The following is a 23684-nucleotide window of genomic DNA, read 5'->3' as shown; positions in this document are numbered from 1 at the left end:
CAACACATTTCTACCCGGAAGATATTGATGTCAAATTAAATCCGGGTAGAATTGGCTCCTTTGTTTCACTGGAGCCTGATCATGCATCCCGCATCGGTTGTGACCTGTACGGCGTTTGCCGGCGCGCGGCGTATTGCCGCCGGCCCGTTGCGCGATGTTGCGCAGGCGGTCAAAGCCTACGTCGACCACCATGCCGATGCCACCGTGCTCGTCTTTGACGACGCAACCAGCGATGTGGTCGAGCTTGACCTGCGTGGCTCGGTTGACGACGTACTGGCCCGGCTTCCCGCCCAATCCGCTCCCGAGATTCCTGACGAACCAGCGCTACCGCGTGGCCCGGGCCGCCCGAAGCTGGGCGTGACTGCGCGCGAGGTCACACTGCTGCCGCGTCATTGGGAATGGCTGGCCTCGCAGCCCGGCGGGGCGTCGGTCACGCTGCGCAAGCTGGTCGAAGATGCCCGCCGCGCCAGCGAAGCACGCGATCGCCAGCGCGCGGCAGTCGACGTGGCCTATGGCTTTGTTTCGGCCATGGCGGGCAATGCCCCTGCTTATGAAGATGCCCTGCGCGCCTTGTTTGCTGGCGATGCCCAACGCTTTGTTGTCTGCACTGAGGCCTGGCCTGCTGACGTGCGCGAACATGCCCGCTGGCTTGCGAGCCGTGCATTCGGCTCATCGGCCCCCCCCACACAAGAAGAAGGACAACACGCCGCATGAGCACTCCCCAATCCAATCCCACCGCAGCGCGTCCGCTGTGGCGCACCTTTGTGGCCTTTCTCGGGCCGCTGATTCTCGCCAACATCCTGCAATCGCTGTCCGGCACGCTCAACAATGTCTACGTTGGACACATGCTGGGTGTGAAGGCACTGGCAGCGGTGTCGGCGTTCTTCCCAATCCTGTTCTTCTTCATCGCCTTCATCATCGGGCTGGGCTCGGGCGCGGCGGTGCTGATCGGGCAGGCGTGGGGCGCCAAGAAGCCGGAGGCGGTGAAGACCGTGGCCGGCACCACGCTGTCGGTGGGCTTTGCCGTGGGCCTGACCGTGGCGCTGCTGGGTGGCCCGTTTGCGCAGGCACTGCTGCGCTGGCTTGGCACGCCAGCTGACATCCTGCAGGATGCCACGCTCTATGCCAGCGTCATGCTCTACGCCATGCCGGGTCTGTTCGTCTACCTGCTCGCCACCGCGATGATGCGTGGCGTGGGCGACACGCGCACGCCGTTGCGTACGCTGGCGCTTTCCACGTCGATTGGGCTGGTGCTCACGCCATCGCTGATCCGTGGCTGGTTTGGCCTGCCGCAACTGGGTGTGGCCAGCGGCGCGGTGGCGACGATTGTGTCGTTCACGGTGGCGCTGGTTTGGCTGGCGTTCTTCCTGCGCCGCCGCAACCATCCGCTCGCGCCAGATGCCGTACTGGCACGGCATCTGTGGGTGGACTTTCGGGTGCTCAGGACTGTTCTGAAGATCGGCGTGCCGACGGGCGTTCAGCTTGTCGTGATCTCGATTGCAGAGCTGGCGCTGCTGTCGTTCGTCAACAGCTTCGGGTCGGACGCCACGGCCGCTTACGGCGCCGGCACTCAGATCATCAGCTACGTGCAGTTTCCCGCCATGTCGATTGCCATCACGGCATCGATTCTGGGTGCACAGGCCATTGGCGCCGGCAATACGGATCGGCTCGACGCCATCACCCGCACCGGGCTGATGCTCAACGTGGCGATTACGGGGCTGCTGGTGGTGCTGGCGTTATTGTTCTCGCGCTCCGTGATCGGCTGGTTCACCACGAACACCGAAGTGATGAGCCTGGCCCAGAGCCTGCTGCATATCTCGTTGTGGAGCTCGGTCATCTTCGGTATGGCAAGCGTGTTCTCGGGCGTCATGCGTGCCAGCGGTACGGTGATGGCGCCGACGGCCATCTCCATCATCGCCATTGCAGCGGTGGAAGTGCCGGTGGCATGGATGCTGAGCCGGCACATCGGCACCGATGGCATCTGGGCGGCGTATCCCGCTGCGTTCATCGCGATGTTCTTGATGCAGGGGGCGTACTACGGTCTGGTGTGGCGACGCCGTGCGCAACGCTTCGGTATCCGCCGCATGGTGTGATGGTGGGTTCGCCGGGGCGCTGTGCACGCGGCAGCTCCGGCGTTCAGTGGGCCAAGCGCTCGACACCGAGCGCTCGCGCAGTGCCTTCTTGTTGATCTTGCCGACGCGGGCCTTCGGTATCTCGTCCACATGGGCAATGAGGCCCGGCGCCAGCACCGAGTGCACCGATCGCTTTCAGGAGGCCGTCGATGCCGTCGGGGTCAACCGGAACACCGCCACTGCTGCCTTGAGTTCGGCGGCCTGATCTTCGAGTGATTGCGCGGCCGCTGTGGCTTGTTCTACGAGCGCCGCATTCTGCTGTGTGACTTCGTCCATCTGCGTGACGGCCTGCCCGACTTGCTCGATGCCTCGGCTCTGCTCCTCCGACGCTGCGGCAATCTCGCTCATGATGTCCGTGACCTGAGCCACGGCGCGCATGATCTCCTGCATCGTGCGTCCGGCGCGGCCGGCGAGTTCGGTGCCGGCCGCTACGCGGGTGACGGAGGTTTCGATCAGGCCCTTGATGTCCTTGGCTGCACTGGACGAGCGCTGGGCGAGCGTGCGCACCTCGCCGGCAACCACGGCAAAGCCACGCCCCTGCTCGCCGGCTCGGGCTGCTTCCACTGCCGCGTTGAGCGCCAGGATATTGGTCTGGAACGCGATGCCCTCGATGATGCCGATGATGTCGGCAATCTTTGTCGAGCTCTCGCCGATCTGCCCCATCGTTCCGATCACGCGCGTGACTACGTCGTTGCCGCGACTGGCAGTCTCCGAGGCGTTGTCAGCGAGCGCACTTGCCTGCCGAGCGTTGTCGGCGTTCTGCCGCACGGTGCCCGTCAATTGCTCCATGCTGGACGCGGTTTCTTCGAGCGAAGCGGCTTGTTGTTCCGTACGCGAAGACAGGTCGAGATTACCTGCAGCGATCTGCTGCGTTGCCGACCCGATGGCCTCGCTGCCTGCGCGCACGCCGCCGACGATATGCAGCAGATTCTCATTCATGTGTTTGAGCGCGGCCAGCAACTGGCTCGTTTCGTCGCGACCCGAGACCGCGATTCGGCAAGTCAAGTCGCCGGCGGCCACGGTTCTTGCTACGCGAACCGCTTCCGCCAGCGGCCTGGTGATCGAGCGGATCAGCCACCCGCAGGCCAACACGGCAACGGTCAGGGTCAATGCCATCGCGCCAATGACGCGCCACAGCGCAGCCCGGTACGCCGCTTGAGTCTGCACGTACTCCTGCTTTGCGATGGCCATTTGCAACTGGGTCAACTGGCCAAGCACTTGCACGACAGGCTTCACGACCGGGGGCGTCTCGCTGCTGATGCTGGCACGCAGGCCGCCGATGTCGTTGGCTTTCAACCGATCAAGCAGGTGCCCGATCGCAACGTCTGCCCGTTTCATCAACGGATCGACCTGCGCCACCAACGCGCTTTCCTGATGCGCCAGAGGCGCACCGGCGTAGGTTTGCCATGCCTGCTTGATGCCCGACTGCGCGGCGGCGAGCTTCTGTGCCGCGTCAGCGGGCGTGACGGCGCCATCCAGCGCTTCCTGCGCAATCTGCGCGATACCAACCGCATAGCCGTCGGAGACGATCTTGAGCTGCCCGAGGCGTACCACGCGGTCGTTGTAGAGCGCCTCAACCACCGCGTTGGCCTGATGCATTCGCAGCAGGCCCATGACGCAAGACAGCGTGAGCAACGCCAGCAGGACGGAAACCAGAAGAATCAACCGTGTCTTGATACTGAGTGTGTTCATGGTGGCAAGGAGTGAGGCGCACTGACGCGAACGTGCGACAGACCTAGCCAGGCGGCTTTATCACCTGGCGCAGGCCATGTCGTTCAGCCGATGTTCCGGCGGGATCGAAAGCCGAATCACGCCGCGTTGTTGCGCAGTACCTTTTTGTTGATCTTGCCGACGCTGGTCTTCGGGATCTCGGCCACAAAGGCGATGCGGTCCAGTTCCGGCACCGCGTACTTGCTGATGCGCTTGGCATCGACGAGCAGCAGGTGCTCGCGAATGGTCTCGGCCTTCACGTGGCTGCCGGTCTTGCGGACGACGAAGGCCATGGGGCGCTCGCCCCACTTCGCGTCACGCACGCCGATGACCGCGCTCTCCAGCACGCCCGGCACCTCGGCAATCAGTTGCTCCACCTCGATCGACGACACCCATTCACCGCCGGTCTTGATCACGTCCTTGATGCGATCGACGATCTGCACGAAGCCGTCGGGCCCCATCACCGCAACGTCTTGCGTATGCAGGTACCCGCCTTCCCAGAGCGCTTCGGAGGCTTCGGGCTTCTTGAAATAGCCCTGGGTGAGGAAGGGGGCGCGCAGGACGATTTCGCCCTGGGCCTTGGTGTCGCGGGGCACATCGCGCAACTGATCGTCGACGATGCGGAAGTCGACCATCGGCACGGGGCGCCCGGTTGAGCAGCGCATGCGCACCTCTTCCTGCCGGTTCGATGGTCGGAACTTGGGCGGCAGTTGCGCCAGCGATACCACGGGGCCCGTCTCCGACATGCCGTAACCCGCGAACACGTCGATACCGCGCGCAAGCGCCGCCTCGCAGAGCGCGGGCGACAGCGCCGAGCCGCCGATGATGATCTTCCACCCCGACAGGTCGACCATGCCGCCTTCCGAGGCTTGCAACAACATCTGCAGCAGGGTCGGCACGCAGTGCGAGAACGTGACGCGCTCGGTGTCGTGCAGCTTGAGCAGAACGTCCGGTGCGTAGCGACCCGGCATGACGATCTTCAGGCCGAGCGTGACTGCAATGTAGGGCATGCCCCAGGCCAGCACATGGAACATCGGCGTGATCGGCATGTAGACGTCTTCACGGTGCAGCCGTTGCCCAGCGCGTGGCGCGCTGAGTGCCATGCCGGTGGTCAGCGTGTGCAGCACGATGTCGCGGTGGCTGTAGCTCACGCCCTTGGGGTCGCCGGTGGTGCCGGTGGTGTAGAACGTGGCCGCCCGGGTGTGTTCGTCGAACTCGGGAAACGCAAAGTCGGGTGAGGCCCGGTCCAGCAGCGCCTCATATTCACCCGCCACTGCAAAGCCGGTCTGCGGCACGGCTTGCCCATCGGCAATGACCACCACCTGACGCACCGACTGCAGTTCTGCCCGGATCTCTTCAAGCAGGGGTAGGAAATCTGAGTGCACCAGCACCACCTCGGCGCCAGAGTCATTCAGCGTGTAGAGAATCTGCTGCGCCGAGAGGCGCACGTTCACGGTGAACAGCGTCGCGCCCATCATTGGGATGCCGAAGTAGCTCTCCAGATACCGATGGCTGTCCCAGTCCATGACGGCCACGGTGTTGCCGTGCTGTATGCCCAGCGCCGCCAAGGCCGAAGCCAACTGGCCGATACGTTGGCGAAACGTGCGGTAGCTGTAGCGCAGCTCACCGCGATACGTGATCTCTTGATCGCCGTACAGGCATTGCGAATTGGTCAGCAATTGCTTGACGAGCAGCGGGTAGGTGTAGGCCGACGGGGTTGGGGTGATCAGGTTGTCTTGCATGAGGGTGAGAGCGTTGCATAGGGAAGCCCGTGTGGGCGAGCAGCGGGGTCAGGCAGCGCCATCCACCACGAGGACGATGTCGTCCCCAACCACGCGCACCGGGAAGGTCTTCAGGCACAAGCCGTTTGCACCCGGTGTGCAGCCCGTGGCGAGGTCGAACCGCAGGCCATGCGCGGGGCATTGCAGAACGTTGCCATCCAGGCGCCCACCGGCCAGCGACGCGCCGGTGTGCGGACAACTGTTGTCGACGGCATGAAGGCGGCCATCGACGTTGAACAGCACGATGCTGCGGCCCTCCATGAAGACCAGCTTGCGTTGGCCGCTAGGCAGTTCGCGCGTGCGGGTGACCGTGACGTTACGCGACATGGTGTGCCCATTGCTGCGGAGAAACAGCGCGTTGCATGGCATGCAACAGGGCGCTTGGCGGATGTGCACCCGAGACCGTGATCTTCGAGTTGAAGACGTAGTAGGGCACCCCCGGCACCTCCACCCCAAGCGGTGCCTGCGTTGGCGCGACGGCTGAGCACGCGGCCTGTGTGGCGCCTTGCGTGGGGCTGCATTCCGCTGCCAGGCGCCGCAGAACGTCATCGTCGCCGATGTCTTCGCCTTCCTGGAAATAGGCACGGAACAACCGCTCGACGAGTGGGGCCGGTTGCGCATCGGCATTGCGCTGCAGAAACCTGCCGATCAAACGGTGAGCGCGCTGGGTATTGGGCAGGATGCTGATGCGAGCGAAATCGAACTCGATACCGGCGGCATGCCCAGCCTGCTGCACTTGGGCGCGCCGCGCGGAAACGGCTGCGGGGCTGCCCAGGCGGTTGAGGTAGAACGCCTGGTAGGGCTCGCCTTCAACGGGTGTGTCTGGCAGCAGTTGTGTCGAGCGCCATTGCACCTTGGGGCACATGTCGGGGCGCAGCGCTGCAAACGAGCGCAGCGCACTGGCCAGATGGCGCGTACCGATCCAGCACCACGGGCAGATCAGATCGAAGAAGACGTCGATGGTGAGCTGCGTACGCTGCGGCGCCGACACTGCATGGCGCGCGGGAGCGTGTCGATCAAAGGAGGTCATGGAGCAGCGCTTCCGCATCCGCCCATGGGCCGAACCCCGCGGCGGGATTCAGGTGCCCAACCTCGCCCAGATCGACTAGGCGGCTGCCCCAGTCGGCGGCCATGTCGGCCACGCGATCGTAAGCGGCGAGCGGATCATTGCGGCTGGCCGCGACGATGCTCGGAAACGGCAGCGGCCGGCGCGGGCAGGGCAGCCAGCCGTTCGTCTGCAGTGCGTCGTGGGTGGGGTAACCCGACGGCAGCGGTGTGTCGAGATCGGCCGGCGTCGCGAGCAGCGCGCCGTGGATCTTGCGCGCATGCCGGCGTGCCCAATGCGCGGTGATCATCACGCCCGCGCTGTGCGCAACCAGAACGACCGGCCCGTCGATGGTGGCCAGCGCTTTGTCCAGCGCCGTCACGCGCGCTGTGCAACTCAGCTTGTCGGCTTCCAGCGGTGGCACCGAGGCGGTTTTGATGCCGTCGGCCTGCAGCTTGGCCTGCAGCAGTGTCTGCCAATGTTCGGGCACGTGGTCGCGCAGACCGGGCACCATCAGGATCGTGGGAGAGAGCTTGGACATCGTTGTGGATCGCTACAGCGTGAAAGAACGCGTGGAAGAAAAAACGAGGAGGTCGCCCTCCTCGAATGCCGACCGGGGAGACGGCGGCAACCGCCTCCCGTGGTGTAGGTCGCTCAGAACTTGTGGCGGATGCCGACTGCCATGCCGACCATGCTCGTCTTGCCGGCGGCCAGGCCGTAACCCGTTGCGTTGAGGTCCACGGTGGCTTGGTCCAGCGCCAGCCCTGCGTTGCGCGCGTAGGCGGTGCTCAGGTACAGGTCGGTGCGCTTGGAGAGTGTGTAGTCAGCAATGAAGGCCGCCTGCCACGGATTGGGCTGGGTCGATGGCGCACTGTTGATCGTCTTGATCTTCTGATACGAGTATTCCAGCGACAGCGTCAGCGCATTGGTCGCCTGGTAGTTCACGCCGCCCCAGTAGTAGTCATCACGCAGGGCTACGCTGCCGTTGGCGTTCTTGTTCTGGCCCCAGCGATAGCCGCCCATGATCTTGATGACGTCGCCGAACAGGTAGCTGCCCGCGATGGCGGCCTTGCGCACGGAGCCTGAGCTGAACGCGCCACCGCCCAGCGGCACGCTCGGGTTGTACTGGTCGTAGGCCAGCGTGGCGCCGATCGGGCCGGCCGAGTACGCCACGCCCGCGCCGTAGCCGCTGTCACGACGCGCCTGGCCGGGAACTTCGCCATTGCCGCCGCCGGTTGGGTTGACGCTTGGTGCGCCGGTGCCGAACGACCAGTGTGCCTGTGCCGTGACCGGACCAAACGTGCCGGTGTACATGGCGGTGTTGTCCGAGCGGAAATTGACGCCGGTCTGCACGGCGGCCGGCTCGTACTGCGTGGAATACGCCATCGGCTCGAAGTTGGCGAGCAGCTGGAACAGCGTTGTGTACTGGCGGCCGAAGGTGAACTGCCCCACCGTGCTGCTCTTCAGGCCCACGTAGGCCTGGCGGCCGAACAGGCGGCCGCCTTGTTGTGATTGCCCGGTGTCGCTCGCAAAGCCGCTTTCCAGCACGAAGAGGGCGCTCAGGCCACTGCCCAGGTCTTCCACCCCGCGCAGGCCCCAGCGCGAGCCGGACAGGCCGCCGCTCTGCATGGACACGCGGTTGCCTGAACTGCCGGGTGTGGCGCCCGGCAGGTTGGTGGCGTACTCGATGTTGGTATCCACCACGCCATACAGCGTCACGCTCGATTGCGCGCAGGCCGCGCCGGCACAGGCAAGCAATGCTGCGGGGGCGATGTGTTTCTTCTTCATGATGCAGGGTCTCCTCTTGGTGTAATCGCCACTGGGTGCGGTTTGCCCCAGCGATCGTTAGAACGGTTTGCTGCCGATGATGCCCGCGCGCTCCATCTTGCGATGGCACGGCGGGTAATCCATCACGGCGTAGTGCTGCGTGGCGGTGTTGTCCCAGATGGCCACGCTGTTGGCTTTCCAGCGCCAGCGCACTTGATATTCAGGGATGTACGCCTGGCTGATCAGGTAGCGCAGCAGCTCCGAGGCCCCGTTCGTGGCGTCTTGCCCGTAGCGCACGCGCGCCGGCGTGTGGTAGTTCGTGAAATGCGTGGTGAAGCCGTTCACGTACAGCACCTTCTCACCGGTCTCCGGGTGTGTGCGGACCACCGGGTGTTCCGGATCGGGGTACTGCGCCTTGAGTGCGAGTCGCTTCTCGATCGGCATGACCGCACCAAAGCTGGACTCGATGCTATGGCGCGCACGCAGGTCGGCAATGTCGCGCTTCACGTCATCCGGCAGCTTTTCGTAGGCCAGCGCCATGTTGGCCCACATGGTGTCGCCGCCGACGGGCGGGCATTCCACACAGCGCAGCACGGCACCGAACTGCGGCGCCTCGCGCCACGTGGTGTCAGCATGCCAGCAGTTTTCGTAGCGGTCGTTCGGGTGGTCGGGCGTCTTGTAGATGCGCACGAGACCCGGGTGCTCAGGGTCGCTGCCGGCGACAGGGTGGTCTTCCAGATCGCCAAAGCGGCGGGCGAAGGCGACGTGCTGCGCGCGGCTCAGGTCCTGATCGCGCAGGAAGACCACGCGGTGCTTGAGCAGTGCAGCGCGGATCTCCGAAAACAGGTCGTCGCTTTGCACTGCATCGGCCAGTTGCACGCCAATCAGCTCGGCACCCAGCGCGTGGGTCAATTGTTCGACACGCATGCGGGCCCCCTCAGATGACGAAGACGGAGGAACCCGTCGTCTTGCGTGCTTCGAGATCACGGTGTGCCTGCACGGCCTCCTCCAACGCGTAGCGTTGATGGATCTCGATCTGGATGCGCCCGGCAGCCACGTGGTCGAACAGCTCGCCGGCAAGCGCAGCTTTCTCGGCTGGGTCTGCGATGTAATCGGCCAGCGCCGGGCGCGTCATGTACAGCGAGCCCTTCATCGCCAGCAGTTGCGGATTGAACGGCGGGATCGGGCCTGACGCGGTACCCACGCACACCATCAGCCCGCGCCGCTTGAGCGAGTCGAGCGACGCCTCAAAGGTGTTCTTGCCCACGCTGTCGAACACCACGTTCACGCCAACGCCATTGGTCAACTCCCGCACGCGCTTGGCGACGTCTTCGTGTGTGTAGTTGATGACGTGATCGCAGCCATGTGCACGGGCGATGTCCGCCTTGGCTTCGCTCGATACGGTGCCGATCACCGTCAACCCGAGCAGCTTGGCCCACTGCGAGACGATCAGCCCCACGCCGCCCGCAGCCGCATGCAGCAGGATGGTGTCGCCCTTGGCAAACGGATAGATGCGGCGCAGCAGGTAGGCCGAGGTCAGGCCGCGCATGGTCATGGCAGCGGCGGTTTCGCAGGCGATGGCGTCCGGCAGCTTGATGAGCGGTGCGGCGGGGATGAGGCGCTCGGTGCTGTACGCCCCCAGCGTGTTGATGAAGCCGGTGTACGTCACGCGGTCGCCCACGGCCACGTTGGTCACATCCTCGCCCACGGCTTCGACGATGCCGGCGGCTTCGACACCCATGCCGGCCGGGCGCGGTACCGGGTAGAGCCCCGAGCGGAAGTATGTATCGGCAAAGTTCAGGCCGACGGCCTCGTGGCGCAGGCGGACCTGGCCGGGGCCGGGCTGGCCGACTTCGATGGTCTCGCAGCGCAAGACTTCGGGGCCGCCGGTTTCATGAAAGCGGACTGCGGTTGCCATGGGTATCTCCAGGTTTTTTCAGTTGTTTGGGGTGCGCGCCGCCGGCACGGCTCGCTGGGCGAGCCGCGGTCAAAGCGGAGAGGGGATGGGGTAGCCTTGGGAGGCGGCGCGCGGTTAAGTCGGGCTAGGTGCTTACGCAGAGGCCACTGCAGATGGGCTGAGGGCGGGCGCTGCATCCACCTGCACACTGGCCACGCGTTTCAGTTCGGCTTCGTAGCTGCGCGCGGCCAGCAGGAAGCAGCCTGCTGCAACCACACCGAAGATCGGCATGACAGCCAGTGCGGTCTGCAGGCCCCATGCATCGGACATGGCGCCGCCCACGAACGGGCCGATCGCCAGGCCGAACAGGTTCTGGAACAGTGAAAGCACTGCAGCCCCTGTGGAACGCACACCCGGGTGGACGACATCGAACACCACGCTGGATGCCGGTGCCACCGTGCACGTCATCAGGAAGCCACCGAAGGCGATCAGCAGGAATTGCTGGTTGGCTGGCATGGTCGTGCCGAACGCCGTGGTGAACACCAGCAGCGTAACGATGGCCAGCACCGCCACGGCCAGTAGCCGGTTGCGCTGACGGCGCGCCGCCACCACATCGGCCACGACGCCCCACACGAAGGCGCCCAGTGCGCCGCACAGCACGACCAGCGCGGCCTGCATGGCGGCACGGTCCGGCGGTGTGCCATGGTAGCGGTTCAGGTAGCTCGGCAGCCACGACCAGATGGTCGATACAACAATCAGCTGGAAGGCCGCGCCCAGGCAGGTCCACCACAGCGTGCGTGAATGCGTGAGTGCGCCGGCCACGCGTTGCAGGAGCGTTCCTGCTGACTGCCGCGTCTGCGCCGCACCGGGCGCCATTGCCACCGTCTTGTAGTCCGGCACGAACACGTAGAGCAGCGCCAGCAGCAACCCAGGCACGCCCACCACGCCAAAGGCCGCCTGCCAGCCCCAGCGTGCGGCAATCACACCGCCAAGCAGCACCCCCAGCACCGAGCCCACGGATGCCGCTGCAAAGAAGGCGCCCATCAGCGTGGCACGCAGGCGTTTGGGGAAGAGGCTGGCAATGAGCGCCGCCCCCACCGAGCCGTAGCCGGTTTCACCCACACCGACGATGGCGCGCGCGGTGAACAGCTGCCCGTAGTTGCGCGTGAACATGCAAGAGATGGTGGCCAGGCTCCACACCGTCGCCATGATGACGATGCTCTTGACGCGGCTGAAGCGGTCAGCCATCAGTGCTACCGGCAAGCCCCCCACCGCCACCACGATCGAGATGACGGACACCAGCGCACCCAGTTGTTTGTCCGACAGCGCCCAGGCCGTCTTCAGGTGCGGGAACAGCGACACGATGACTTGCCGGTCGATGTAGTCGAACAGCATCAGCGCAAAAGTCATCGCAAACGCAAACCACGCTTGGGGTCGGCTGACGAGGTAGCCGTCGTGGTTGTCTGCGCTCGGGTCGGCAGCGTGCAGATTCATGGTTGTCTCCGAGTGGCGGCGCTTGCATTGAGCGCCGCCTGTGTTGGGCCCGGTGAAAGCGCGACTTGTAGTTTAGGCTGCGCGCAGCGGTAGGTTCTTCACATTCGGCGCGCGGTTGGGGGCCATGCCGTTCTTGGCCAGCGTTTCCTCGGCGCTGTCGTACCAGGTGCCGATGCGGTAGATCTGGCGCGCTTCCTTGCCACTGGCGATTTCGCGGCCGAGTTCTTTTGCCACGCGCACGCATTGCTCGATCTGCTGCACCGAGGTCATGCGGTTGCCGTGCTGGTCGATGATGGTGTCTTCAATGCCGCAGCGCGGGTGCAGACCCATTGCCATCGCCATCATGTTGAACGGCAGGACGTTCTTGAGCAGCGACTCCGCCGTGAGCGTGCAACCATCCGGCGCGCGGTGGATGAAGTTGAAGAAGTTGAACGGGTTGGGGCCGTCAAAACCGCCACCAATGCCGATCCACGTGAGGTTGAGCGGACCCTTGTAGAGGCCCTTGCGCACCAGGCGCTCCAGCGTTTCCATCGCATGGATGCCGGTGAGCTGGAAGTGCGGCTGCACGCCGGCGGCCTGCAGGCGGCGCAGGTGTTCTTCCAGCCATTGTGGCCCGGCTGGCACGGTCATCTCGCGGTAGGCCTGCTGCAGCGCGGGGTGCGACAGGGAGGTGCCTTCCAGGTATTCCGGATACAGCAGCTCCATGATGTTCATCTGCGTGGTGTTGATGGCCACGGTCACCTGATCGGGTGTCGGGGTCAGGTCGGCCAGCATGTGGCGCGTGTCGTCCGACAGCCACTTGGCAGCCTGGCCTTCGTCTTCCGGCGCAAACGAAATCGAGCCGCCCACCTGGATGATCATGTCGGGCACCGCTGCGCGCACGCCGGCAATCAGCTCGTTGAATTTCGACAGCCGCTTGGAGCCCTTGCCGTCCAGCTCGCGCACGTGCAGGTGTAGCACGGTGGCTCCGGCGTTGTAGCAATCCACGGCTTTCTGCACCTGCTCTTCCATCGTGACCGGGATGTCTTCCGGAAAATCTTCCGGCATCCATTCCGGGCCGTACGGCGCAACGGTAATGACCACCTTGTCCTGGTTCTCGGGGTGCAGGGAATCGTCGAGAAATTGCATCGTGGGGCTCCTGTAGGGGATGTCTCTGGTGGACTCCACTATAGGGAGACGGTAGGGTTGTATTTCTCAATTGGCGCCAAGTTTTTCTCTTTGTGCGCCATTCCGTGTAAACACCAAGAGGGCCCAAACGGCCCCAGAGATTGGCGGACATCCATGGAGACAATGGTGCGCGCCCGATCGCTGAACGGCTACTTTCAGGTCGTGCGGCGGCTCGGATTCAACCCGCAGGAGGCGTTGCGGCAGGTGGGGCTCGACCCGGCCAAGCTGGCCGACACGGAGCAGCTCGTGCCCGTGGTGGCGACCTGTCAGTTGATGGAGGTCACGGCGGCCAGTGCGCCGTGCCCGACACTTGGCCTGCAGATGGCCGAGGCGCGGCAGGAACTGGATTTTGGCGTGCTTGGCCTGCTGCTCGGGCACAAGCGCACCCTGCGCGAGGCGTTGCAGGCCATCATCCAGTATCGCCATCTCATGAACGAGGCGCTGGCGGTCTACCTGGAATCCGATGGCGACATGGTGGTCATCCGGGAGGAGATCATCACCGAGGCGCCCGTGCCATTGCGCCAGGCCAACGAGTTGGCCGTGGGTGTGCTGGCCCGCATTTGCAGTGCGCTGCTGGGCACACATTGGAAGCCGCGCGGCATCCACTTCACGCATGCAGCCCCGATGGATGTCAGCCTGCATCGCCGCGTGTTCGGTTGCCCGATCGTGTTTGACAGCGATTTCAACGGCATCGTTTGCGTAGCGGCCGATCTGGAGACGCCCAACCCAGCCGCTGACCCGGCGCTCGTGCGCTATGCAGAAAGCCTGGCCGAGCCGCTCAACGTGTCGGGGCCGGCTGCGGTGGTGCAGGAAGTGCGGCGCGCGGTGTATCTGTTGTTGCCGCTGGAGCGTGCGTCGGTGGAGCAGGTGGCCGAGCACCTTCACCTGAGCGCACGCACCCTGCAGCGGCAGTTGGAGTCTGCCGGCGCAACGTTCTCCGAACTGGTGGAGGAGGTGCGCCACAACCTGGCCGTCCGCTACATGGCCAACCCGAGTTACCGGATCGGCCGGGTAGCGGCGCTGCTGGGGTACACGCGGCAGGCATCATTCACGCGCTGGTTCGTCGCCCACTTTGGCATGACGCCGCGCGCTTGGCGCGATGCACACGCGCAGACGCAATAGCGTCAGGCTGGGTTGAGCGCGGTATCGGCGTCATCTGGACTCGGCTGACGCGCAAGCCGGACTGCCGGCGACTGGAGGATGCACAACAACTGCAGCGCAAAGCCGGCCAGCGCCATCAGCAAGCACGCACCGGTACCCGCCTGCGCCGCCAGCCATGCGGCCAATGCAGCCCCCACCGGCCGCGCACCGTACGACATCACGTTGACCGCCGACACGCGCGCCAGCAGTGCGGGCGGCGTGACCGTCTGCCGCAGCGTGGTCGTGCTGACTACCCACAGGATCGGCCCGCACCCCAGCATGAAGAACCCCGCATGGGCGAGCGCCGGCCACGGCTGCCAGAGCGTCGCTGCCAGCAAAGCACCGCCGGCCAGCCCGCATACGGGGCCGGTTGCCACCACATGGCCAAAGCGCCAGCGCGCCAGGATGCGCGCAGCGAGCAGTGCGCCGATCACCATGCCTGCACCGTACATCCCGAGCGTGAGCCCGATGGCCTGCGCCGACAGCCCAAGCCGGTGCGCCGCATACGGCACGAAGACCGCGAGCACCATGAAAAAGGACATTGTGAAGAGGCACTGCGTAATGAACACCGGCCGCAGCAGCGGGTGATGGAACACGAAGCGCGTGCCCTCGGCGATGTCGCGCAGCGGATGCGTCGCACGCCGTGCGGCAGCCGCGGGCGAGGGGACGCCTGTCAGCAGCGCTGCCGCACCAACGGATAGCGCGGCGGCCAGTACGAAGGCCGTCATGGCGCCGGTCCAGCCGATCAGCGCGCCACCGATGGCCGGGCCGCAGGCAAACGCCACGGTGCGCGCCAGCTCGATGCGCCCGTTGGCACGCGAGAGCATCATCGGTGGTACGAGCGATGGCACCAACGCCGGTGCCGCCACGCTGAACACCACCGTGCCGCATACCGCCACGAAGCCCAGCACGCTGAGTGCAGTCAGGTTCAGGTGCCCCGCCAGCAGCAGACCGGCCACCACGAACAGCGCCACCGCACGCACCGCCTCCGCGCCGGCCATCAACGTGCGTTTGGGCCAGCGGTCCGCCAGCATGCCGACGGGAATGGCAAACATCACGAACGGCAGCGTGAGCGCCACCTGCAGCCAGCTCGCCGTGCTGGCATTGGCGTGCAGGGTAAGCACCGCCACCATCGGCATGGCGGCCAGCGCGATCTGCTCGGCAGATTGCGCGGCGAGGTTGGAGCCCGCTAACCGGTTGAAGCCGGAGGGCAGGCGGTCGATCGATGAGTCAAGGGTGGCGGGCATCGCACGTCTCCTGGTCCTGAAAGTGTTGGGCTTCAGGTTAGGGACGACGATGCGTTGTGGCGCTCCGCTTCTTGCGGGTGAATTCTGGCGATTGCGATGCAGAACTACAGGATCGGCGCGAACAGCTTGGCCACGTGCATGATCACGCGGCGTAGCGGGTGGGCGCGCTCGTATTCATCGCGGCCAATGCGGGTGGCTTCAGCAAAGTCGGCTTCAAGCATGCGCGTGACATCGCTGGCGAAGCGTTGGTCGGCAGTCATGACCATCACCTCGAAGTTCAGGCGGAACGAGCGGTTGTCTAGGTTGGCACTGCCCACGGCTGCCGCGTCGTCGTCGATCAGCACGACTTTCTGGTGCAGGAAACCGGGCAGATAACGGTAGATTTTTACGCCCGCGCGGATGGCCTGATGCGCGTACAGCGTCGAGGCCAGGAACACCACGCGGTGGTCCGGTCGAGATGGGATCAGGATGCGCACATCCACGCCGCGCAGCACGGCCAGGCGCAGTGCGGCAAACACGGCCTCATCCGGAATGAAATACGGCGTGGTGATCCATAGCCGCTTGCGCGCCGACTGGATGGCCTCCATGAAGAACAGTGAGCAGGTCTCTTGCTTGTCAGCCGGGCCACTGGCAACCGCTTGGCAGACCATGTTTTCCTCGGGGCACTGCTCTGGCACGAGCAGTTGCGGCACTTCTTTCGCGGCCCAGTACCAGTCTTCGGCAAAGGTGAACTGCAGGTCCATAACCGCCGCGCCGACGATCTCGATATGCGTGTCGCGCCACGGCGAGAGCGGCGGCCTCTCGCCCAGATATTCGTTGCCGACGTTGTGGCCGCCCACGTACGCACGTTCGCCGTCCACTACCACCAGCTTGCGGTGATTGCGGAAATTGAGTTGAAAGCGGTTGACGAAGCCACTGTGCGTGGCGAACGGCTTGGCGTGGATGCCCCCGTCGATCAGACGCTGCACGTAGTGGCGGGGCAGGGCATGGCAGCCGATGCTGTCGAACAGGAAGTACACGCACACCCCGGCACGGGCGCGTTCAAGCATTGCCTCGGCCAAGCGGCGGCCCAGTGTGTCGTCATGCACGATAAAGAACTGCACGATCAGCACGCGACGCGCCTGTGGGATGGCTGCGAAGATGGCGTCAAAGGTTTCCGCGCCGTTTACGAGCAGGCGCACGCGATTGTGTGACCGGCATGGCATGCCCGTGAGACGTGGCAAGGCCTGCATGCAGGCGTGCTGCGGCTCGACCACACTTGATTCGTGGTCACGCAGGCGGCGCCAGTCATCGGAGAGCGTGATCTCGCGCAGGCGTGCGTTGTGAAAGCGTCGTGCATCCACGTAACCGGCAAACGTGCTGCGCCCGAAGATCAGGTAAGGGATCAGCGTGAACTCGGGTAGCGTCACCAGCGAAATGGCCCAGGCGATGGCGCCTTGCGAGGTACGCACGGTAAGCACCGCGTGGACGGCGGCAAACACGCCCACGCAGTGCACGAGGAAGAGGAGGGAGGCAAAAAACGCGGTGGTACTGGTCGGCATCGAAGAAGGAGAAAAAGGGCTCGGCTCGGCACGCGACGATGTGCGCATTCTGACATGCCCCGGGGTGGCGTCGGACAAACACGGATACAGTGGCGCTGTAAGGCTGGCGTAGTCTCACCAGGCATGTGAGGCGTGGCACGCCGCATGCTGATGTGCAGAGGCCGTCCTGTCGACCAACCATCGCAAAAGAACACCAACGAACATGCAAGGGCACCCGCAGATTCCATCGTGCACGACTCGCCGCGCGTGGCTGGCTTCGTTTGCGTGGTTTGCTGCGCTGTTGCTGGCGGGCTGCGTCAGCCTGCCTGAACATGTCGATCGGCCTGTCAGCAATGCGCTGCCCAACGCCGAATCGGCCACCACGCTCGGGCGTCTGGCACAGGCTGCGGCGCCGTCGGCGGATGTGTCTGGCTTCCGGCTGATCCCCTCCGGGGAAGAGGCCTATGCCACCTTGCTCACGCTGGCGGACCGTGCAGAGCGCACGCTGGATCTGCAGTACTTCATCATCGAGAGCGACAACTCCGTGCGTGAGCTGATGCGCCACGTGCGGGCTGCTGCCGAGCGCGGCGTGCGCGTGCGCATGCTGGTCGACGATCTCCACAGCGACGGGCGCGATCTGGCTTTCCTCAGGTTTTCGTCGCACAAGAATATTGATGTGCGGCTGTTCAACCCGTTTCCGGGCGGCCGCATGTCGAACCTGACGCGCTATCTGAGCGGTGCGGCCGAGTTCCGCCGCGTCAACCGGCGCATGCACAACAAGGCGTTCATTGCCGACAACGCGCTGGCCGTCACGGGCGGTCGTAACCTCGGTGCGGAGTATTTCACGCAAAACGAGACCACCAATTTCGTCGACCTGGACGTACTGGCAGCGGGGCCAGCGGTGCGGCAACTGTCGGCGGCGTTTGATGCGTACTGGAACAGCGAATTCGCCTATCCGGTAGAGGCACTGGCACCCGAGCCCAGCACCGCGCATCCGCCCGAGCCGAAGGAGGGCAACTATCCGCCGCCGGTGACGATGCCGGATCGGCCCGCAGCGCCGCCGCAACACATTGAGGTGCCCACGCAGCCTATCGACATGGATGCCGCGCCCGGCCCGCAGGGGCCAGCATCCGCACGGGCAGGGCAGCCTCCGGCGCAACCGGACGCATTGCCCTTGCGCCCCGCCGCAGGCGACTGGTTCCTGGCGGACCAGATCGCCCGCAACCGCCTGCGGCTCGAATGGGCGCCGGCGCGGGTGACGGTCGATCGCCCAGCCAAGGTATCCGGTGACGATGTCACCTCAAGCGAGGAGCGCGTCGCCCAGACGCTGCTGCACGAGATCGAGCAGGCCCAGCAAGAGGTCATTCTGATTTCACCGTACTTTGTGCCTGGTGCGCGTGGCATGGCGGTGGCCAAGAATCTGGAGGCGCGCGGCGTGCACTTGCGCGTGCTGACCAATTCTCTGGCCGCGACCGATGCGCCCATCGTGCATGTCGGCTATGCCAAATACCGCAGTGCGTTGTTGGGCGATGGTGTCGAACTCTATGAACTGCGTCCCACGCTGGGCGATCGGCCGAAATTGTTCGGTACGTTCCGGTCGGCGCAGGCGAGCTTGCACGTGAAGTCGGTCATTGTTGACCGCAGCACGCTCTTCGTCGGGTCGATGAATGTCGACCCGCGTTCGGTCGGACTCAATACGGAAACGGGGCTGATCATCCACAGCCCGGTGCTGTCGCAGGCGGTGGCGCGGCTGTTCGACGCGGCGATCCGGAGCAGTGCTTACCATGTGACCCAGGTAGATGGCCACCTGCGCTGGACCACGTACGAGAACGACAAGGAGATCGTGACCGACCATGAGCCGGACGTGAGCCTGGGCCGGCGCGTATGGATTCAGATGCTGGCGCCGTTTACGCCGGAGGAGCTGTTATAGGCCAGTGTGCGCAAGAAAAAACGCCACGATGTGTGGCGTTTTTTCTGGCATCTTTCAAATCTGGCTGGGTAATCGCCCTAGCCGATCCAGCATTACATCTTCTGCTTGGTGTTGTCGGCAGCGCTTTCCAGCTTCTGGCCACCCGACTGGATGTCCTTGCCCATGCCTGCCATCGTGTTGCAACCGGCCAAGACAGCGCAGCCCAGGGCTACCAGTGCAATCAGTTTCTTCATCTTGATCCCCTTGTGAGTAGAGCGGTCTACCGCGCGATCTTGCGCGGTTTCGCATGATTGCCACCCATCCGGTGGCGCAGACCGCATTTTAGTGCCACCCCGCGCACGTAGGGTGCTTCGGGCGCATCTTTTTGACAGTCTTTCGTATCACTTGCGGCGTATCCCGGACATTCGTGGGGAGGGGCTCTACTTCCGCCGCCCCCTGCCGTTAGGACATTTCAGGAGTGAAACGGGTGCCAGACAACCGGTACATCGAAGCCGGAAAAAAGAGCACAAGACAGCGCCTGACGGCCAACCATGCGGGGGAATACATATGTGGAAGTGGATGGACACGAGCATTCGGACGCGATTGACGATGCTGGTTGCGGCGTTTGCCGTGATGATCGCGGTCGTGGGTTTTGCGGGCATCTCCACCGGCCGGGCGACGAATGACGACCTGCGTGCCGTGTACCTGGAAGATGCCAAGGGGCTGGACCTGCTGGCCAAGGACACCATCAATCTGCTGTGGGCACGCATTCACCTGACCAATTTTGATTCGGTGTCGTCGCCGGACGAACTGAAGAAGCTGCTGGCCGATGCGCACACCATGGTCAACTCGGCCAACGACGCGTGGGCCGAGTTCATGAAGCTGCCGATTCCCGACGCCGACCGCGCCCAGCTGCAACTCGCCGACGCAGCACGCACCAAGTTCGTGAAGACGGCGCTGGAGCCTGCCATTGCCGCGCTGGAACGCAGCGATCTCACCACCTATCGCGAACTGAACACGACCCAGGTGCCCAAGCTGTTTGTCGATTACGACACGGCGCTGGGGCCGCTGGTTGGAGCACGCTTCAAGTACGGCAAGACGCGCTTTGACAATTCGCAGTCGCGCTATGCCATGAGCATCTGGATTGCGGGTGGCTTGTTGGCTGCAGCGCTGGTGTTGTCGGTGCTGGCGCGTAGTGTGCTGGGCCGCTCGGTGGTGCGCCCGCTGGAGCGGGCCATTCAGGTGTTTGAGCGCATGGCCTCGGGTGACCTTGCCACGCGCATGGAAGGGCAAACCACGGCTGGTCGTCGGGATGAAACTGCGCGCCTGATGCACGCCGTGTCTTCGATGCAGACGAGTCTGCAGCAGATCATCGGCCAGGTGCGCACGGGTTCGGACTCGATCGCCAGCGCCACCAAGCAGATCGCCGCCGGCAATGCCGACCTGTCGCAGCGCACGGAGCAACAGGCCAGCTCGCTGGAGGAAACCGCTTCCAGCATGGAAGAGCTGACCAGCATCGTGAAGCAGAACGCCGACAACGCCCGTCAGGCCAGCACGCTGGCAGTCAATGCGTCGGATATCGCCGTCAAGGGCGGGGAAGTCGTGGGCCGCGTCATCGAGACGATGACGGGCATCAACGACAGCAGCAGGAAGATTGCCGACATCATTGGTGTGATCGAGGGCATCGCGTTCCAGACCAACATCCTGGCGCTCAACGCCGCGGTGGAAGCCGCCCGCGCCGGCGAGCAAGGCCGCGGCTTTGCCGTGGTGGCCGGTGAAGTGCGCAGCCTGGCGCAGCGTAGCGCCACGGCGGCCAAAGAGATCAAGGAGCTGATCGGGGACTCGGTTGGCCGTGTGCAGAACGGCTCAACGCTGGTGGCCGAGGCCGGTACGGTGATCGAGGAAGTGGTGGTGGCCGTCAAGCGTGTGACCGACATCATGGGCGAGATTTCCGCCGCGTCGGAAGAGCAGAGCAGCGGCATCGAGCAGGTCAACCAGGCTGTCACGCAGATGGACCAGGTGACCCAGCAGAATGCCGCGCTGGTGGAGCAGGCAGCGGCCGCTGCAGAGTCGCTGGAGGAGCAGGCGGAGGCGTTGCGCAGCGCGGTTGCGGTCTTCCGCACGAACCACGTTTGAATGCGGTACTGAGCGACTCGCTTCAGCCGTCAACAACACAACGCCCTTCCGCATGCGCGGAGGGGCGTTTGTTTTTGCCGTGGTGTCCCGAGCCCTAGGGCATCAGATCGCGAGCGCGCTCGGCAATCACGCCTTGTGTATCGTCGATCCAGCGCACAGGGAAGGGCTGCGATAGCAGGTAACCCTGAATCACGTCGCAACGGCAGGCACGCAGCGCTTGGAGCTGCGCGGCCGTTTCCACGCGTGTGGCCGTGACAGGCACGCCGGCGGCGTGCGCAGCGGCTACCAACTTTTGCAGTGTGCCGTGATGGTGGGCATCGGCCCCGGCACTGACGACGCCTTGGTCGAGCTTGACCTGATCGGGGCGGAAGGCCTCCAGACAATCGAGGCTGTGCGCCGTCGCGCCAAAGTCCTCCACGGCCACCCGTGCTCCGCATGCGCGCAGAGCGTCGATGGCCTGATGCGCCGCGCCGCTCACACGCAGCAGCGTGTGCTCCGACACCTCGAATACCAGCCGCGTGGTTGGCACCGCATGGCGTGCAGCAATGTCGCGCACGATGTTGCTCAACTGGGGATCGAGCAACTGCGTCACCGACAGGTTGACCGCAGCATGCACGCTGGATTGATGCCGTTGGCCGCCGCGACCTGACCGCTCGGATTCTTCACGCTGCAGGCCGGCGAGCATCTGGGCGGCATTGTCGAGCACCCAACGGCCTACCTCGCGGATGTCACCGCTCTGCTCCAGGATCGGCAGGAAATCCGCCGGTGCCACGCCGCCCAGCTCGGGTGAGATCCAGCGCAAGAGAAATTCGTAGCCGACGATCTTGCCGTCGGCCAGGCTCAATTGCGGTTGCAGGTTTAGGCTGAACTGGCGGCGCGCCAGTGCGTGGCGTAGCTGCGCTGCCAGGCGCGGATGTTCAGCGGCGGGGTCCGTTGTCTGGTGTGGCGCTGCTGCGCCGTCGGTGCGCGGCGACATTGCGGCAGGGGCATACAGTGCGGGGCTTTGCTCGCCGCCGTGCTGCACGTGATAGAGCGCGCGATCCGCCTGTTCGATCAGCCGTGCGGCTTCCGTGGGCGTGCTCTCGAACAGTGTCATGCCAATACTGCACGAGCAAACCAGTTCGTACCCCTGCGCAATAAACGGCCGCGTGAGCGCGGCGGAGATCCGTCGTGCGAGATCGTGGACGGCCTGTGCGGAGGCAAATTCAGCCGAGGCAACGGCAAAGGTTTCGTGGCCCACGCGCCCGACGATCGGGGCACTGCCATCGGCATCGGGCGTGCATAGCGCCTTGAGGCGTGCCGCACATTCAACGATGACTGCACGTGCCGCAAGGGGCCCTAGCGTGTTGGTCGCCTCGGCAAAATGATCCAGGCCGATCAGCAGCAATGCGCCGGTTGCATGGGCGGCGCCGGGCTGTGCGGTGTGTGGCATCGCTGCCAGCAGGTAGACGAATCGTTCTCGATCCGGCAGTTCGGAGATGGGATCCAGACCCGATGGCGCGACAGATGTTGCGCGACTCATAAATGGGGATCGTCCTGCAAATACCTTTGAAACGGAAATGCACGGGTTTGCCTATGCCGTCAATTGTGTAACGTTGTTACGGCAAACCTCTGGGCATCATAAGCCGAAACACGGCGTGGGTGGCCGATTCGCGGTGGGTTTTCATCGGAACCACATACGCCGCTTTTATAAATTTAGTTGTTGTTAATTCAGATAAAAAAGGAATTGATATCGTTTTGCTGTTGCGGCAACCATGCTGCTGACTTACACCATGCGTTGGCCGCCCCACAGCAATTGCTCGTAGATGAAGCACTGCAACAGCATCTTCTGTGCCGCGACCAACTCGATGAACTCCACGCCGTACTGATAGGTATTGGGCAAGTCAGCGGGCTTCTCGCTGCGGATGAGCGTCGCGGCCACCAGCTCCGAGTGGTAGTCGCGCGTCTTCACGCGAAAGCGCAGGCGCGCGGGTGCACCACTGACTTCCAGCCGATGCGCGGAGCGGAAAGACGCCCCTGTCGTGCTGATGTCGGAGATATGGATCATGCGCGGCGGCTCGCCGCTCACCAGCATCTTGCCGACCACGTTGGTTCGCACACGCAGCGACTTGCGCAACGTGCGGTTCTTGATCCGCCGCGGCGGTGACAGCACGACGTATTCGAAGGGGATGCGGCACACTGCCATCACCGTGCATTCGAAACTAGCGATGCCCTCGCCCGAGAACGCGTGGATCTCCAGCAGTTCGTCCTTGACAGGCATGACCGCGCGGCCGCTGTCGGTCGGCATGGTGATGAGCAGGTGGCGCTGCGGGCTGTAGCCCATCACGCGCGCGGCCCCCTTGCTTTGCCCAGCACCCGCCGTCAGGCGTACGGTGAGCATGCCGCCCGGGCGCAGGCCCAGCAGCTCCATGGCGATGTTGCGTTCTCCGTCCGGGTCTTCACCCCCAATGTCGGGGAACAGCGTGTTTGGGAACTGCGTGTTGGCAAAGGCGGGCGCCGGCTGCGGCGAGCCGTCAGCCTGACGATGCGGACGATGCAGCGTAAACAGCAGGTCGATCTCCTCCGGCGAGTGGATGACGTCGCCCTTGGGTACGAGCAGTTGCCCGTCGGCGTCCAGCATCGGCCACGGCAGGGGGATTGCAAGCGGAATGTCGAGAGGTTGAAGTTCAAGCATGGCAATGGCGCACCCGCACCTGCGCGGGTCCCACGACTTTATACGGCCAAATGTCACGCAACTTT

The 23684-nt window shown here is 64.5% G+C and carries 20 protein-coding genes and 1 pseudogene; 6 read left to right on the top strand and 15 right to left on the bottom strand.

Annotated features, from left to right (window positions below; translation table 11 throughout):
• Nucleotides 1-81: 81 nt before the first annotated feature.
• Nucleotides 82-714 (top strand): DUF2239 family protein, encoded by a 633-nt coding sequence (locus tag R2N11_RS20205; protein ID WP_199031935.1) that lies wholly within the window; start codon nucleotides 82-84, stop codon nucleotides 712-714.
• A complete protein-coding gene (locus R2N11_RS20200; RefSeq protein ID WP_316682163.1) occupies nucleotides 711-2093 on the top strand; it encodes an MATE family efflux transporter in 1383 nt (460 codons plus the stop codon). The genes R2N11_RS20205 and R2N11_RS20200 overlap by 4 nt, the downstream gene beginning before the upstream one ends.
• 174 nt (nucleotides 2094-2267) lie before the next feature.
• On the opposite strand, the gene R2N11_RS20195 is transcribed toward R2N11_RS20200, so the two are convergent.
• The 10 genes from R2N11_RS20195 to R2N11_RS20150 all read right to left on the bottom strand — a co-directional run bounded on the left by R2N11_RS20195 (nucleotide 2268) and on the right by R2N11_RS20150 (nucleotide 12954).
• The gene (locus tag R2N11_RS20195) at nucleotides 2268-3824 is read right to left on the bottom strand and encodes a methyl-accepting chemotaxis protein (RefSeq protein ID WP_316682162.1); all 1557 of its coding nucleotides are present in this window, start codon (nucleotides 3822-3824) and stop codon (nucleotides 2268-2270) included.
• 116 nt (nucleotides 3825-3940) lie between these two features.
• A complete protein-coding gene (locus R2N11_RS20190) occupies nucleotides 3941-5584 on the bottom strand; it encodes a fatty acid--CoA ligase (protein ID WP_316682161.1) in 1644 nt (547 codons plus the stop codon).
• A 48-nt stretch (nucleotides 5585-5632) separates the two neighbouring features.
• Nucleotides 5633-5950: a Rieske (2Fe-2S) protein gene (locus R2N11_RS20185; protein ID WP_199031939.1), complete on the bottom strand. Its 318-nt coding sequence runs from the start codon at nucleotides 5948-5950 to the stop codon at nucleotides 5633-5635.
• Entirely contained in the window at nucleotides 5940-6653 is a 714-nt protein-coding gene (locus tag R2N11_RS20180; protein WP_316682160.1) for a DsbA family oxidoreductase, read from the bottom strand. The genes R2N11_RS20185 and R2N11_RS20180 overlap by 11 nt, the downstream gene beginning before the upstream one ends.
• The gene (locus R2N11_RS20175) at nucleotides 6640-7209 is read right to left on the bottom strand and encodes an RBBP9/YdeN family alpha/beta hydrolase (RefSeq protein WP_199031941.1); all 570 of its coding nucleotides are present in this window, start codon (nucleotides 7207-7209) and stop codon (nucleotides 6640-6642) included. The genes R2N11_RS20180 and R2N11_RS20175 overlap by 14 nt, the downstream gene beginning before the upstream one ends.
• A 113-nt stretch (nucleotides 7210-7322) precedes the next feature.
• A complete protein-coding gene (locus R2N11_RS20170) occupies nucleotides 7323-8456 on the bottom strand; it encodes a porin (RefSeq protein ID WP_199031942.1) in 1134 nt (377 codons plus the stop codon).
• Nucleotides 8457-8513: 57 nt separating this feature from the next.
• Entirely contained in the window at nucleotides 8514-9362 is an 849-nt protein-coding gene (locus R2N11_RS20165; protein WP_316682159.1) for a TauD/TfdA dioxygenase family protein, read from the bottom strand.
• A gap of 10 nt (nucleotides 9363-9372) precedes the next feature.
• Complete coding sequence (locus R2N11_RS20160) at nucleotides 9373-10353, bottom strand: quinone oxidoreductase family protein (RefSeq protein ID WP_199031944.1); 981 nt, start codon at nucleotides 10351-10353, stop codon at nucleotides 9373-9375.
• A gap of 132 nt (nucleotides 10354-10485) precedes the next feature.
• On the bottom strand, nucleotides 10486-11826 hold the full coding sequence (locus R2N11_RS20155) for an MFS transporter (RefSeq protein WP_199031945.1): 1341 nt from the start codon (nucleotides 11824-11826) through the stop codon (nucleotides 10486-10488).
• A 72-nt stretch (nucleotides 11827-11898) separates the two neighbouring features.
• A complete protein-coding gene (locus R2N11_RS20150; RefSeq protein WP_199031946.1) occupies nucleotides 11899-12954 on the bottom strand; it encodes a beta-keto acid cleavage family enzyme in 1056 nt (351 codons plus the stop codon).
• A gap of 153 nt (nucleotides 12955-13107) precedes the next feature.
• On the opposite strand from R2N11_RS20150, the gene R2N11_RS20145 reads away from it, so the two are divergent.
• Nucleotides 13108-14115, top strand: a complete 1008-nt coding sequence (locus R2N11_RS20145) for an AraC family transcriptional regulator (protein WP_199031947.1) — start codon at nucleotides 13108-13110, stop codon at nucleotides 14113-14115.
• A gap of 2 nt (nucleotides 14116-14117) precedes the next feature.
• Here R2N11_RS20145 and R2N11_RS20140 read toward each other — a convergent pair whose 3' ends face one another.
• Together R2N11_RS20140 and cls are read right to left on the bottom strand one after the other, a co-directional pair.
• Nucleotides 14118-15380: an MFS transporter gene (locus tag R2N11_RS20140; RefSeq protein ID WP_316682158.1), complete on the bottom strand. Its 1263-nt coding sequence runs from the start codon at nucleotides 15378-15380 to the stop codon at nucleotides 14118-14120.
• A gap of 104 nt (nucleotides 15381-15484) precedes the next feature.
• Nucleotides 15485-16921 carry a cardiolipin synthase gene (gene cls, locus R2N11_RS20135; RefSeq protein WP_316682157.1) on the bottom strand — a complete coding sequence of 479 codons (1437 nt, stop codon included), beginning with the start codon at nucleotides 16919-16921 and terminating at the stop codon, nucleotides 15485-15487.
• Between the two features lie 202 nt (nucleotides 16922-17123).
• Here cls and R2N11_RS26430 point away from each other — a divergent pair.
• Together R2N11_RS26430 and R2N11_RS26425 are read left to right on the top strand one after the other, a co-directional pair.
• Nucleotides 17124-17777 (top strand): annotated as a pseudogene (locus R2N11_RS26430) (phospholipase D-like domain-containing protein); the annotation flags it as partial.
• Between the two features lie 159 nt (nucleotides 17778-17936).
• Nucleotides 17937-18830, top strand: a complete 894-nt coding sequence (locus tag R2N11_RS26425) for a phospholipase D-like domain-containing protein (RefSeq protein WP_430715463.1) — start codon at nucleotides 17937-17939, stop codon at nucleotides 18828-18830.
• A 92-nt stretch (nucleotides 18831-18922) separates the two neighbouring features.
• Here R2N11_RS26425 and R2N11_RS20125 read toward each other — a convergent pair whose 3' ends face one another.
• On the bottom strand, nucleotides 18923-19063 hold the full coding sequence (locus R2N11_RS20125) for an entericidin A/B family lipoprotein (RefSeq protein ID WP_199031163.1): 141 nt from the start codon (nucleotides 19061-19063) through the stop codon (nucleotides 18923-18925).
• A 313-nt stretch (nucleotides 19064-19376) separates the two neighbouring features.
• Here R2N11_RS20125 and R2N11_RS20120 point away from each other — a divergent pair, with 313 nt between their 5' ends.
• Entirely contained in the window at nucleotides 19377-20945 is a 1569-nt protein-coding gene (locus R2N11_RS20120; protein WP_316682155.1) for a methyl-accepting chemotaxis protein, read from the top strand.
• A gap of 94 nt (nucleotides 20946-21039) precedes the next feature.
• On the opposite strand, the gene R2N11_RS20115 is transcribed toward R2N11_RS20120, so the two are convergent.
• Together R2N11_RS20115 and R2N11_RS20110 are read right to left on the bottom strand one after the other, a co-directional pair.
• A complete protein-coding gene (locus R2N11_RS20115) occupies nucleotides 21040-22467 on the bottom strand; it encodes a bifunctional diguanylate cyclase/phosphodiesterase (RefSeq protein ID WP_316682154.1) in 1428 nt (475 codons plus the stop codon).
• A 243-nt stretch (nucleotides 22468-22710) separates the two neighbouring features.
• Nucleotides 22711-23619 carry a flagellar brake protein gene (locus R2N11_RS20110; RefSeq protein ID WP_316682153.1) on the bottom strand — a complete coding sequence of 303 codons (909 nt, stop codon included), beginning with the start codon at nucleotides 23617-23619 and terminating at the stop codon, nucleotides 22711-22713.
• Between the last annotated feature and the right edge of the window lie 65 nt (nucleotides 23620-23684).

It is taken from the genome of Ralstonia flaminis, from assembly GCF_958415495.1.
GTDB classification, from domain to species: domain Bacteria; phylum Pseudomonadota; class Gammaproteobacteria; order Burkholderiales; family Burkholderiaceae; genus Ralstonia; species Ralstonia flaminis.
Note: the sequence above shows the minus strand (reverse complement) of the source record. Positions and strands in the feature narration are given on the sequence as shown.

What these genes read in the sequence shown, in the direction of transcription:
- R2N11_RS20205 (WP_199031935.1), top strand. Translation starts at nt 82, where the DNA reads ATGCATCCCGCATCGGTTGTGACCTGTACGGCGTTTGCCGGCGCGCGG.
- R2N11_RS20200 (WP_316682163.1), top strand. Translation starts at nt 711, where the DNA reads ATGAGCACTCCCCAATCCAATCCCACCGCAGCGCGTCCGCTGTGGCGC.
- R2N11_RS20195 (WP_316682162.1), bottom strand. Translation starts at nt 3,824, where the DNA reads ATGAACACACTCAGTATCAAGACACGGTTGATTCTTCTGGTTTCCGTC.
- R2N11_RS20190 (WP_316682161.1), bottom strand. Translation starts at nt 5,584, where the DNA reads ATGCAAGACAACCTGATCACCCCAACCCCGTCGGCCTACACCTACCCG.
- R2N11_RS20185 (WP_199031939.1), bottom strand. Translation starts at nt 5,950, where the DNA reads ATGTCGCGTAACGTCACGGTCACCCGCACGCGCGAACTGCCTAGCGGC.
- R2N11_RS20180 (WP_316682160.1), bottom strand. Translation starts at nt 6,653, where the DNA reads ATGACCTCCTTTGATCGACACGCTCCCGCGCGCCATGCAGTGTCGGCG.
- R2N11_RS20175 (WP_199031941.1), bottom strand. Translation starts at nt 7,209, where the DNA reads ATGTCCAAGCTCTCTCCCACGATCCTGATGGTGCCCGGTCTGCGCGAC.
- R2N11_RS20170 (WP_199031942.1), bottom strand. Translation starts at nt 8,456, where the DNA reads ATGAAGAAGAAACACATCGCCCCCGCAGCATTGCTTGCCTGTGCCGGC.
- R2N11_RS20165 (WP_316682159.1), bottom strand. Translation starts at nt 9,362, where the DNA reads ATGCGTGTCGAACAATTGACCCACGCGCTGGGTGCCGAGCTGATTGGC.
- R2N11_RS20160 (WP_199031944.1), bottom strand. Translation starts at nt 10,353, where the DNA reads ATGGCAACCGCAGTCCGCTTTCATGAAACCGGCGGCCCCGAAGTCTTG.
- R2N11_RS20155 (WP_199031945.1), bottom strand. Translation starts at nt 11,826, where the DNA reads ATGAATCTGCACGCTGCCGACCCGAGCGCAGACAACCACGACGGCTAC.
- R2N11_RS20150 (WP_199031946.1), bottom strand. Translation starts at nt 12,954, where the DNA reads ATGCAATTTCTCGACGATTCCCTGCACCCCGAGAACCAGGACAAGGTG.
- R2N11_RS20145 (WP_199031947.1), top strand. Translation starts at nt 13,108, where the DNA reads ATGGAGACAATGGTGCGCGCCCGATCGCTGAACGGCTACTTTCAGGTC.
- R2N11_RS20140 (WP_316682158.1), bottom strand. Translation starts at nt 15,380, where the DNA reads ATGCCCGCCACCCTTGACTCATCGATCGACCGCCTGCCCTCCGGCTTC.
- cls (WP_316682157.1), bottom strand. Translation starts at nt 16,921, where the DNA reads ATGCCGACCAGTACCACCGCGTTTTTTGCCTCCCTCCTCTTCCTCGTG.
- R2N11_RS26425 (WP_430715463.1), top strand. Translation starts at nt 17,937, where the DNA reads ATGCCGGATCGGCCCGCAGCGCCGCCGCAACACATTGAGGTGCCCACG.
- R2N11_RS20125 (WP_199031163.1), bottom strand. Translation starts at nt 19,063, where the DNA reads ATGAAGAAACTGATTGCACTGGTAGCCCTGGGCTGCGCTGTCTTGGCC.
- R2N11_RS20120 (WP_316682155.1), top strand. Translation starts at nt 19,377, where the DNA reads ATGTGGAAGTGGATGGACACGAGCATTCGGACGCGATTGACGATGCTG.
- R2N11_RS20115 (WP_316682154.1), bottom strand. Translation starts at nt 22,467, where the DNA reads ATGAGTCGCGCAACATCTGTCGCGCCATCGGGTCTGGATCCCATCTCC.
- R2N11_RS20110 (WP_316682153.1), bottom strand. Translation starts at nt 23,619, where the DNA reads ATGCTTGAACTTCAACCTCTCGACATTCCGCTTGCAATCCCCCTGCCG.